Below are 562 nucleotides of genomic sequence, written 5' to 3'. Positions count from 1 at the left end.
TTATCATAACGGGTCGCTATCCTCCGATACGCTTTTAATTTCAAGAACAGCTTTTCTACAAGATGCCGCTCTTTATAAAGCCACCAGTCACAAGAACGTTGTATTTTTGCATTCCTTTTGGATGGAATCGTCGCTTTTGCACCATTTGCATGGATGTATTTTAATACTTTGTTACTGTTATAGCCTCGATCTGCCAAAATCTTGCTTCCATTAATGTTGATTTGTTTTAAAAGAGGAATTGCATATGGAATATCATTTTTCTGGCCTTCGCTAATCATAATACGGACTGGGTTCCCGTACGCTTCTACGATGGCATGGATTTTGGTACTTGGTCCGCCTCGGCTCCGGCCGATTTCAGGGGAAGCCCCCCTTTTTTAGCTCCGGCACTATGCTGATGTGCCTGAACGATGGACGCATCCATAGAAAGCTCTTCAAATTCTGCATCCAGACTTAAAATCCGGAAAATATTATCCAATATACCGTCTTCAATCCATTTACGAAAGCGACTGTAAACGGTTTCCCATGGTCCATAACGTTCCGGAAGGTCACGCCAGGGTGCACC

The 562-nt window shown here is 43.4% G+C and carries 2 protein-coding genes; both read right to left on the bottom strand.

Features of this window, described 5'->3' with window-relative positions; all coding sequences use genetic code 11:
* On the bottom strand, positions 1 to 311 hold a 311-nt coding region (locus GPK60_RS15270), incomplete at its 3' end, for a transposase (RefSeq protein ID WP_346727724.1).
* On the bottom strand, positions 305 to 562 hold a 258-nt coding region (locus GPK60_RS15265), incomplete at its 5' end, for a transposase (RefSeq protein WP_252191307.1). The genes GPK60_RS15270 and GPK60_RS15265, both read right to left, overlap by 7 nt.

This window comes from Ruminococcus sp. MCC718, assembly GCF_018783905.1.
In the GTDB taxonomy this organism is placed as follows: domain Bacteria; phylum Bacillota; class Clostridia; order Lachnospirales; family Lachnospiraceae; genus Hominisplanchenecus; species Hominisplanchenecus faecis.
Note: the sequence above shows the minus strand (reverse complement) of the source record. Positions and strands in the feature narration are given on the sequence as shown.